At 40.5% G+C, this 11,293-nt stretch carries 9 protein-coding genes, 1 other RNA gene and 1 other annotated feature; all 10 genes read right to left on the bottom strand.

The genetic code is table 11. The features are described from left to right. Nucleotides 1-11: 11 nt before the first annotated feature. The 10 genes from pheS to ABE613_RS11825 all read right to left on the bottom strand — a co-directional run bounded on the left by pheS (nucleotide 12) and on the right by ABE613_RS11825 (nucleotide 11,102). A complete protein-coding gene (gene pheS / locus ABE613_RS11780; RefSeq protein WP_235231808.1) occupies nucleotides 12-1,031 on the bottom strand; it encodes a phenylalanine--tRNA ligase subunit alpha in 1,020 nt (339 codons plus the stop codon). Nucleotides 1,032-1,087: 56 nt separating this feature from the next. Beyond that, nucleotides 1,088-1,313: a binding site (T-box leader), on the bottom strand. A gap of 48 nt (nucleotides 1,314-1,361) precedes the next feature. Then, entirely contained in the window at nucleotides 1,362-2,198 is an 837-nt protein-coding gene (locus ABE613_RS11785) for a YihY/virulence factor BrkB family protein (protein ID WP_347376460.1), read from the bottom strand. Nucleotides 2,199-2,287: 89 nt separating this feature from the next. Next, a complete protein-coding gene (locus tag ABE613_RS11790) occupies nucleotides 2,288-3,550 on the bottom strand; it encodes a SpoIID/LytB domain-containing protein (protein WP_510182357.1) in 1,263 nt (420 codons plus the stop codon). 171 nt (nucleotides 3,551-3,721) lie between these two features. Then, nucleotides 3,722-3,904, bottom strand: a non-coding RNA gene (gene ssrS, locus ABE613_RS11795) — 6S RNA. Nucleotides 3,905-3,958: 54 nt separating this feature from the next. Beyond that, on the bottom strand, nucleotides 3,959-5,563 hold the full coding sequence (gene pckA / locus ABE613_RS11800) for a phosphoenolpyruvate carboxykinase (ATP) (RefSeq protein WP_235231811.1): 1,605 nt from the start codon (nucleotides 5,561-5,563) through the stop codon (nucleotides 3,959-3,961). A 318-nt stretch (nucleotides 5,564-5,881) separates the two neighbouring features. After that, a complete protein-coding gene (locus ABE613_RS11805) occupies nucleotides 5,882-6,232 on the bottom strand; it encodes a hypothetical protein (RefSeq protein ID WP_235233587.1) in 351 nt (116 codons plus the stop codon). 13 nt (nucleotides 6,233-6,245) lie between these two features. After that, nucleotides 6,246-7,733 (bottom strand): threonine synthase, encoded by a 1,488-nt coding sequence (gene thrC, locus ABE613_RS11810; protein ID WP_347376462.1) that lies wholly within the window; start codon nucleotides 7,731-7,733, stop codon nucleotides 6,246-6,248. A 23-nt stretch (nucleotides 7,734-7,756) separates the two neighbouring features. Further along, a complete protein-coding gene (locus tag ABE613_RS11815) occupies nucleotides 7,757-8,245 on the bottom strand; it encodes a 3-isopropylmalate dehydratase small subunit (protein WP_235233584.1) in 489 nt (162 codons plus the stop codon). Continuing rightward, entirely contained in the window at nucleotides 8,245-9,519 is a 1,275-nt protein-coding gene (gene leuC, locus ABE613_RS11820; RefSeq protein ID WP_235233583.1) for a 3-isopropylmalate dehydratase large subunit, read from the bottom strand. Before leuC ends, ABE613_RS11815 begins: the two co-directional genes overlap by 1 nt. A 44-nt stretch (nucleotides 9,520-9,563) precedes the next feature. Continuing rightward, nucleotides 9,564-11,102, bottom strand: a complete 1,539-nt coding sequence (locus ABE613_RS11825) for a thioester domain-containing protein (protein ID WP_347376463.1) — start codon at nucleotides 11,100-11,102, stop codon at nucleotides 9,564-9,566. Between the last annotated feature and the right edge of the window lie 191 nt (nucleotides 11,103-11,293).

Raw genomic sequence — 11,293 nt, forward strand, 5'->3', positions numbered from 1 at the left:
CCTGTACCTTTTTAGAATTGTTTTAAAAATCTAATGTCGTTTTCGTATAATAATCTCATGTCATCGATTTCGTATTTAAGCAATGCGATACGTTCCAAGCCTACACCAAATGCAAAGCCGGTGTATTCGTTTGGATCGATTCCGCACATTTCCAATACGTGTGGATGTACCATTCCGCAGCCAAGGATTTCAATCCAGCCAGATCCTTTACAGAAACGGCATCCTTTTCCTCCGCATTTGAAGCATGTCACATCTACTTCAGCACTTGGCTCAGTGAACGGGAAATGATGTGGACGGAATTTGGTCTTTGTCTCTGGTCCAAATAATTCTTTGGCAAATACTTCCAGTGTTCCTTTCAGATCAGAGAAGGAGATGTTTTTGTCGATGACAAGTCCCTCGATCTGATGGAAAGATGGTGAATGTGTTGCATCTACTTCGTCAGAACGGAATACACGTCCTGGCGCGATCATACGAATCGGAAGTTTGCCCTGTTCCATTACACGCGCCTGTACTGGTGATGTCTGGGTACGCAGTACGATATCTTTATTAATATAGAAAGTATCTTGTTCATCTTTTGCCGGATGTCCATCCGGGATATTTAATTTTGCAAAATTATACAGATCGTATTCTACTTCCGGTCCTTCCACTACTTCATATCCCATGCCAACGAAGATTCTTTCAACTTCTTCCAATGCAATTGTATTCGGATGACGATGTCCAACCATGTTTTTCTTCGATGGGAGTGTAACATCAATAACTTCCTGTTTCATCTTCTCCTCACGGATAGCCCTCTCCATCTTTACTTTGCTCTCTTCCAGAACAGATTCGATAGCCGCTCTTGTCTCATTGACAAGCTGTCCCACCTTCGGTCTGTCCTCTGGCGCAACATCCTTCATTCCCTTTAATACTGCGGTAAGTTCTCCCTTCTTACCCAGGAATCTTACACGCACATCATTCAATTTTTCTGGCATATCGGCAGCTTCAATTGCCTTCAATGCTTCTTCTTTGATGTTCTGTAATTTTTCTTTCATCACTTTTCTTCCTTTCTGATTTACCAACTCTTTCGAGCATAAAAAAAACTCATCCCAAAAGGGACGAGTTATCACCCGTGGTACCACCCTGATTCCCGCACCATCAATATACGGGCACTTCATTACTGCGTAACGTGCATCTACGTCATTTTCTACTATGATTTCAAAAATGCAGCTCACGTGGGAAATTCAAGCATCATCTGAACCCAAAGGGACTTCCAGCCAATGATCCCCTCTCTCTATCGGAAAATGATTCTCTACTGACACGGTCATTGCTTTTACCTATTAATACTTAATTATTGTATCATAAGAAACTATAATGTCAAGAAATTATTTCTCATTTCTCTCAAATATCTTCCCGTCCAATAACACATTCAACTCACCGCCCAGCAGAATGCAATACATACAAAAATACATCCATAACATAATCAGCACAATCGTCGTAAGACTACCATACATACTGGAAAATCCCTTAAACACATCCAGATATACAGAAAAAATCCAGGAAATTATCATCCATCCTACCGCAGAGAACATTGCACCAGGAAGCTGATAACGGAACTTGTCCCTTCTGTTTGGCAGGAATTTATAAATCATCAGTGAAAATGCAACCAAAACAATTGGCGTAATGATGATTCGTGTCTCTAACAGTTTCTCAGCCACTCCAAGCATAATTGGTATATGCTCCGCTATAAATAGATTCAGGGTATTACCAAATACAGATAACACAAGCAAAAATATAATAACAATAATGAACATAACCGTATAAATGGTTGCCCGAATACGCAAAAATACATAATTACGGGTCTCATTACATTTATACACACAATTCAACCCCGATGTCATAGCCAATACACCTTTTCCTGCTGACCATAAGGCAACTACTATAGTAATCGGGATGACTCCGGTGGACTGATTATACACCTGATTCACAATAGAAGTGATCAAAGAATCAACCGACGACGGGAACACCTGAATAACAGCAGTCATAACATCCGCTTTCGTTACCGGCGTATACTGCACCATCGTAAGCAACAGTAATATAATCGGAATCATGCACAGCATAAAAAAATAGGATGTCTGTGCTGCATATGCTCCCACATGATCTGCCGAAACTCCAGCAGTAATATTTGTAATATTTTGATAGATTTGTTTTATTTTCTTCATGGCAATCTCCAATATATTTGTTCTATATTTTACCCGATTTTTGCATATTTGTCTATCAAAACATATCTCCTTTGCTGCGTTCTGAGCATCTATTCAACTGTAATCCCTTGAAAAAAAAGCGTCAGTATATCTATATAATTCTTCCCTTTTTTAGCCATCTCATTCGCACCGTTCTGGCTCATTCCTATTCCATGTCCGTACCCGCCACCTTTGATGAAAAATATATCCCCCTCTCTTTGAATTGTAAAGAACGCACTTGGGAGCAAGGATGAACTTGCTACATTTGTTCCATCTTGTTTCCGAATCTCATATCCACTGCCTCCCAATGCTCTTCTTATCTTATTCTCAGTCTCCACTGTCAGTTGACCTTTCTCTCCAACCGCACAGATTTGAAGTGCGACACCTCCTGGTCCTTCTTTGGTTACCTCTAGACTTTGCAGAGCTCCGATATCTTTTCCGGTATTAATCCCAATAAGATTCGACAAAGTCTCTACCGGTATGTCCGCCTCCCAACGATACCACGGAAGCCCTTGCTCATAATCACCTTCTGAGTCTTTTACTTCTACCGACTGAAGATAGGCATTCTGTTCATTACATTCTGTTCCCCAGGCTTCCAGATTTGTTGTCTTCCCACAAGAAGTGGAATAATAATACGTTGTGACTATCTGACCCTGATATCGAACCACCTGCCCTTTTGTCTCCTCTACCGCCTGGTTTGTCGTATTCTGAGGCAAAGAATTCCCATACACCTGATAATCCGTACTATCATTGACATGAGCCTCATATTCTGGATACGCATAATCCTGCATTTGCTGATATGCATAACTCCGAGCGCACACAGCCTGTGCTTTCAATGCTTCTAATTCATATGAAGCAGGCATCTCACTGGGTACTACTTTACATAAATACGTCTCTACAGGCAGTTCATTAATAACTATCACACCTTCTGCCGTTGTCCGAAGCTCTAATATTCCAGCATAAGACGGCGTTCCACACCCTCTTTCTATACTCTGTAATGTAATCTCTCCTCCATCTCTGGCATAGATTCGGACATTTCCGCTCTGAAACCTCGGATCATCCGGGGCGAATATAACCGACTGCATTCCTTCCGTTTCTTCTGTCTCTTCACCATGTGTAATTACCAGTCCGTTAACAGCTGATATCTCCACTGTCGGATGGGCAACTTCGGCATACCCGTCGGTCATAATCAAGACCCGAATATTCGGATTACTTATTTCCATCTGAGCTTCTGGATTCTTCTGCAGTTCTTTTTCTTTCCTATATTCTTTTTTCTCAAAATTTTGAAATGAAGAAAACAATCCTCCCACGACAAACAGGCTGATTACAAGCATCAACAAATACCGGAGATATCTATACTTTCTATATCTATTATTTCTATATCTATTATTTTTTTTCAATCTGTACGTATCCTCTTGTCCAATACTTTTTTCTCAATGTATGCTTTTTTCTCTTTAAATATAACCAAAAAGACAGCCGCATACACGACTGTCTTCTATCTTTTGTATGGCCCCAAAATGCCGGTTTCTGTATTTTGACTCCTAGCCACAGCTAGGTGGGTGTCCGCATCCGCTTTTTTGTCTTCCCCTGCACAATTCGGAGGCCTGACATATTACGGAGATATAAGAGTCCCGTTTAAAGTTTTGTAGGTTCAAAATTACAGAAGTTATCGAACATCCCAGGTTTCTACTGAGGATATTATACCCCATTTATATAGATTTTACAACCTATAAAACTGTTTTTTATAACTGTGGACCTGCAGAAACTAATGCTTTACCTGCTTCATTTCCTTCATATTTTGCAAAGTTCTTTACGAATCTCTCAGCAAGATCCTTAGCCTTAGCTTCCCATTCAGCTACTTCTGCGTAAGTATCACGAGGATCAAGAATTGCAGAATCTACACCTGGAAGTTCTGTTGGAACTTCGAAATTAAAGTATGGGATCTTCTTAGTAGGAGCATTCAGGATATCTCCATTTAAGATTGCATCAATGATACCACGGGTATCTTTAATAGAGATACGCTTTCCAGTTCCATTCCATCCAGTATTAACAAGATATGCTTTTGCACCGCTCTTTTCCATTCTCTTAACCAGTTCTTCTGCATATTTTGTTGGATGCAGTTCCAGGAATGCCTGTCCAAAACATGCGGAAAACGTTGGTGTAGGCTCTGTGATTCCACGCTCTGTACCAGCAAGTTTTGCTGTAAATCCAGATAAGAAATAGTACTGTGTCTGCTCTGGTGTCAGTACAGATACCGGAGGAAGTACTCCAAATGCATCTGCAGACAGGAAGATTACATTCTGTGCAGCTGGTGCAGCAGATACAGGACGAACAATCTTCTCAATATGATTGATCGGATAAGATACACGTGTATTCTCAGTTACACTCTTATCAGCAAAATCAATCTTTCCTTCTTCATCCAGTGTTACGTTCTCAAGAAGCGCATCCCTCTTGATTGCATTATAAATATCTGGTTCAGATTCTTTATCCAGATTGATAACTTTCGCATAGCATCCACCTTCGAAGTTAAATACACCATTATCATCCCATCCATGTTCGTCATCACCAATCAGAAGACGTTTTGGATCTGTTGACAAAGTTGTCTTACCTGTTCCAGATAATCCGAAGAAGATTGCTGTATTTTCACCATTCATATCTGTATTGGCAGAACAGTGCATGGAAGCAATTCCCTTCAATGGCAGATAGTAGTTCATCATAGAGAACATACCTTTTTTCATCTCTCCACCGTACCATGTATTGATAATTACCTGTTCACGGCTTGTGATATTGAATACAACTGCTGTCTCTGAATTCAGTCCTAACTCTTTATAATTTTCAACTTTTGCTTTAGAAGCATTATAAACAACAAAGTCTGGCTCAAAACTCTCAAGTTCCTCCGCTGTAGGCATAATAAACATGTTCTCAACAAAATGAGCCTGCCATGCAACTTCCATGATGAAACGGATTGCCATACGTGTATCCTTATTGGCTCCGCAAAAAGCATCTACCACATAAAGCTTCTTATCACAAAGTTCTTTCACTGCAATATCCTTTACAGCAGCCCATGTCTCTTCAGAAGCCGGATGGTTATCATTCTTGTACTCATCAGAAGTCCACCATACAGTATCTTTGGAATTTTCATCCATTACAATGAATTTATCTTTTGGAGAACGTCCGGTATATACACCTGTCATTACGTTTACTGCACCAAGTTCACTAACCTGACCCTTTTCAAAACCTTCCAATTCCGGCTTTGTCTCTTCCTCAAACAATAAATCATAAGAAGGATTGTGTACAATTTCTGTAGTTCCTGAAATGCCGTACTTACTTAAATCGATATTCGCCATCTTTGTTTTACCTCTTTTCTTTCCTTAATCATAACCGCCGTAACACTTTCTGCCTTTGCATATTTCTGCCTTTTACAGCGGCATTTGTCTTATTATTACATTTTTTTCACAAAAAGTCAATACTTTAACAATCCTTTCGCGAAAGTTAATATTTTTTATTATTCATTTATTTTTCACCAACCGCATAATCACGTCTATGTTTTTACAAAAAATGCAAGATTGTATTTTTAATCTTGCATTTTGTCAATATTATAATTTATGAAACTTATCTATTATTCATATAAATATTTTATATAACCGAAATCCAGCTCCAACCATTCAGTTGATTCCAAAATATTTTTGGTTGTATTTACGTAATTTCAGCATAAAGACAACAAGCATCACACATAGAACTGCCGTCATAATTACATACAGTATGCCAACACTGCTGATATAGGAATCGTACAGATCTACACACCCATCTAACAACAGGATAATTCCCAACGCAAGAAGTGGCTTCCCGACATCTCTGCAATATCCCTCCAGGTCTTTGCAGCTTTTTTCATTTACACCCTTCGGAAGCAAGATTGTCTTCACAATCTCTTTTTTCACTTTTAACATATAATATCCATAAAGGCAGTAGATTCCAGCCCCCAGAGCAATTGCCCCAAAGAAACCATCTAACAGCATCTGTCCTCACTCCTTACACTTGCAATATACCTTTTACAGTTTCCTTCATCTTATCTGCATCACATTCCAAAGTATGAAGTATATTGGCATCCAGAATATCTTTGATTGCCTGTGGCATCTCTACACCAGATGTCTCTTCCAACACTTTCAGAAGTTCGAATTCATCTGCATCTGCATATTTTTCATCAATTGCCGTCATAACACTCTTAACGAACTTATATGGACTCGCCGTTGATGCAATCACACATTTCTTTGCATCACCGGTCTTAATCCTATACTGTTCACAGACATGCGCAGCAACAGCTGTATGCGTATCAATTACATATCCTGTCTTTTCGTAATTCTCACGGATACTTTCGGCAGTCTCTGATTCATCTGAATATCCAGATGCAAAATCAGATAATTTTGCCTTCATATTCTCAGTGATTGTATAGCTTCCACTATTTTTTAATTCTTCCATTAATTCTCTGGTCTTCTCAGAATCTTCACCTGCTATCAGATAGATCAGACGCTCCAGATTACTGGAAATCAGAATGTCCATGGATGGTGAGGTCGTCAGCACAAACTCTCGATTCTTATCGTATGTACCTGTCTGGAAGAAATCAAACAGCACTTTGTTCTTATTAGATGCACAGATCAGTTTATCAATCGGCACTCCCATCTGCTTTGCATAGTAAGCAGCAAGAATATTTCCGAAATTGCCGGTCGGGACTACAACGTTGATCAATTCTCCCTCTGCAATCTCTTCATTTGCCAGTAATTTTGCATAAGCATTTACATAATATGCGACCTGCGGAACCAAACGTCCAATATTGATAGAATTAGCAGAAGAAAACTGGTATCCCTTTGCTGCAAGTTCCTGAGCCAGTTCTTTATCTTCGAACATTGCTTTCACACCACTTTGTGCATTATCAAAATTTCCATGGATCGCAACCACATCTACATTACTTCCTTTTTGCGTAACCATCTGAAGTTCCTGTACTTTGCTGACTCCGTTCTTCGGATAAAATACAATGATTCGGGTTCCTTCAACATCAGCAAATCCCGCCAAAGCAGCCTTACCCGTATCACCAGACGTAGCTGTAAGAATCACAATCTCATTTTCCACATGATTCTTTTTGGCCGAAGTAGTCAAAAGATGCGGCAATATAGACAATGCCATATCCTTGAACGCAATCGTTGCCCCATGGAACAATTCCAGATAATACGTATCATCTACCTTTACCAGCGGCGCGATCTCCTCAGTGTCAAACTTACTGTCATATGCTTTACGAATACAGTCCTTCAACTCCTCTTCTGTAAAGTCTGTTAAAAACTGCTTCATAACCGCATAAGCGGTCTCCTGATATGACATGTCTTTCAACTGCTCCATTGAAACATCGAGTGTCGGAAGTTTCTCCGGCACAAATAGACCACCGTCCGGAGCAAGACCTGTCAGAATCGCTTCAGAAGCTGTTACTTTCAAGTTCGAATTTCTTGTACTTTTGTAATGTAGATTCATCTTTTTCACCCTTCTATCATCCGCTATTTTTTACTATTTGTATATTTTACCAGGCCACCTGCAGCAATCAGCTTCTGCATAAATTCCGGGAAAGCCTGTCCCTGAAACTCTGTGCCTTTTGTACGGTTATAGATCTTTCCACTGTCAAAATCAACTTCCACTTCATCACCGGCATCGATTCCTCTTGCTGCCTCTGGGCATTCAATAATCGGTAATCCAATATTGATTGCATTTCTATAGAAGATTCTGGCAAATGTCTCTGCAATGACGCAGCTTACACCTGCCGTCTTGAGACACAGAGGTGCATGTTCTCTGGATGAACCACATCCAAAGTTTTTATTCGCAACAATCAGATCTCCCGGCTTCATCTTATTTACAAAATCTGGATCAATATCTACCATCGCATGGCTTGCCAGTTCCTGAGGATCATAGGAATTAAGATATCTTGCCGGAATAATAACATCCGTATCCACATTATCACCATACTTAAATACATGTCCTACTGCTTTCATTATCTGTCACCTACTTTCTCTGGATTCGCAATACATCCTGCAATCGCACTCGCTGCAGCCACTTCTGGAGACGCAAGATAGATCAGAGAATCTACATGTCCCATTCTGCCCACAAAGTTACGATTTGTTGTAGACACACACTTTTCACCTGCTGCCATAACACCCATATGACCTCCCATACATGGTCCACAGCTTGGTGTATTCACAGCACAGCCTGCATCCACAAAGATATCCAAAAGTCCCTCTGCGATACACTGTTTGTAGATCTTCTGTGTTGCCGGGATTACCATAACACGTACATCTGGATGAACTGTATGGCCTTTCAAAATTGCTGCTGCTTTTCTCATATCCTCCATACGCCCATTGGTACAAGAACCGATTACAACCTGATTGATCTTGATTGGCTCCATCGCCTCAACCTCATCAATTGTCTTAGCATTACCTGGAAGGTGTGGGAATGCAACGGTCGGACGTACCTCTGAAAGATCAATCTCAACCACTTCATCATACTCTGCATCCTCATCAGCAGTATATATCTTGTATTCCTTCTTGGAATGTTCTTTCATATAGGCTTCTGTCTGTTCATCTACCGGGAAGATTCCATTCTTGGCACCAGCTTCAATCGCCATATTCGCCATTGTAAAACGATCATCCATAGACAGATTAGCAATGCCATCTCCAACAAATTCCATAGATTTATAAAGTGCGCCATCTACCCCAATCTTACCGATAATATGGATAATGATATCTTTTCCACTGACATATGGTCCTGGCTTTCCCGTCAATACAAACTTCATTGCGCTCGGAACTTTAAACCACAACTCACCTGTTGCCATACCTGTTGCAATATCTGTGGTTCCCACACCAGTAGAAAATGCACCTAATGCGCCATATGTACAGGTGTGTGAATCTGCACCAATAATGCACTCACCACCCACAACAACACCAGCTTCTGGAAGGATTGCATGTTCCACGCCGGATTTTCCCTGTTCAAAATACCATGTTAATCCCTGTGCTCTTGCAAATTCTCTGATTGCCTTAGAGTTCTCTGCTGATTTAATGTCCTTATTCGGTGTAAAATGATCTGGTACCAGAACTACTTTATCCTTATCAAACACATTTTCTGCCATCTCCCGAAAAATCGGCAGTGCCATAGGTCCGGTGATATCATTTGCCATTACTACATCTAACTTCGCCTCTATCAATTGTCCTGCCACAACAGAATCGAGTCCTGCGTGAGCCGCCAATATCTTCTGCGTCATTGTCATTCCCATCACGACAACCTCCTATTCTTCTTCATTGACTTATCTTTTGAATACTACTTTCTCCATATTTTCCGTAGCCATGCGTTCATTTTAACACAAACAAATATAGTGGTGCAAGAAAGAATCAAGAATAGTACAAGAACCACTATATTTTCTTGATCACCAGTCTTAACGGATGCAATTTTTGCTGTCGTTTTGGATTTTGCTTCCACAAGTTTCTCAGGTTCCGTCTCTGGTTTCTCTATCTCCGGTGTTTCTTTTTCTGGTTCATCTGATTCTTTCGGTTTTTCTACCAGAATCTTCTCTTCATCTTTTTTCTCTTCCGCATTATCCGCGCAGACAACTACTTCATTATCTATTTCTTTTCCTATCACCGATTCATCCGTTATTGCCATCTGATACTCGGCTATATAGCGTTCTCCAAGTTCTACACACTGTAAGAACTCTCCTGCATGAATGGTAAATGAATTTCCGTTGACAGAGATCACTGCATCTTGTATCACATTACGGGAACCATCCAGAAGAACAATGGAATTTTTCTGAAGCTGTACTCCCTCAGTAAGAATTGTATCTGTAATCACCACATTTTTTGCCACCGCATTTTGAATCTGCTGTGTTACATCCATAGTATAAGTAACAATGTCTCCCAACTGATAAGTTTTCCCCGTTTTATCTGCATGTTTCTCAACCATAAGTTCCGGGCGCTCCATCCACTTCACTTGCAGAGATACTGCTGATGGTTCCACCGTGAGCAATTGTCCAGTTCCGATATCCTGGCTTCCGCCACCAGTTTTTACAACCAGCGTTCTCCACGCTTGATTCAAAGTCCCTTTTATCTGACCACTGTCCCAACTTGTTCCGTTACCATAAGCCACATCTGATGCCAGATAGAACTGCTCTTGCCCATGCACTGTCACCTGGCCCTGCAGACGACTTTGCTGGGTTACATTTACCAGAGTCACTCCTTCGGGCAAAGAAAGCACTAATGAATTCGATGTATCCCCTTCACATGTAACAACCTCTGTTCGCTGCACGCCCTCCTCAGCACTAAAAAATGCGGTTAAATTCTCCTGAGAAAGAGCAATATCTGTATCCGGTATATTTGGCCATCCCTGAATTGCGTTCGTATACTGAATTACTGCATTACTAATATCCGCATTCAATCCCTTGAACCCATCGCTATTTGGATCACACCCATCATAAATATAAGACAATATGCAGTGCGACAGACAATAGGCTCGGTCTGGTTGATCCCACCCTCCTGTCAATGTCGGTTTCATATACACATCATACCCAGGTCCTCCATACACATAATACATTGCTTTTGCCAAAAGCTGGTCCTTATCCAACTCATCGGAGGAATAAGTTCCGTTATTCGGCGAGAGTTTACCGGGTTCCAGACAATATGCCATATTTCCATCCACATAATAATAATGTGTCGAATATCCCATATATTGGACGGATGCTCCCGTTACCAAAGAGACCTCCTTAGCTTCTGCCGTCATCGTACTAGCGGCTCCCACAATACCTAATACACTAAGGAACAACAAAACTACAGAAAAAAAGATAGATTTTTTATTTGTTTTTTTCATTTAAACACTCCTTTTTACATAAACACACTGAATAATTGAAATGATACTTCTACCCTCCTTTCCTGTATGATAACTTCTCGGAATCTTCAGCCCTGATTTTATAAGGCTTTCCGACCCTTATCTCAAAAAATCACCCACTTTTTTGCAAAAAACGCTTGACAAATCGCTCAAAATTTGCGGCGAAGCCGATT

The organism is Dorea chungnamensis (genome assembly GCF_039832125.1).
GTDB lineage: Bacteria > Bacillota > Clostridia > Lachnospirales > Lachnospiraceae > JAFBIX01.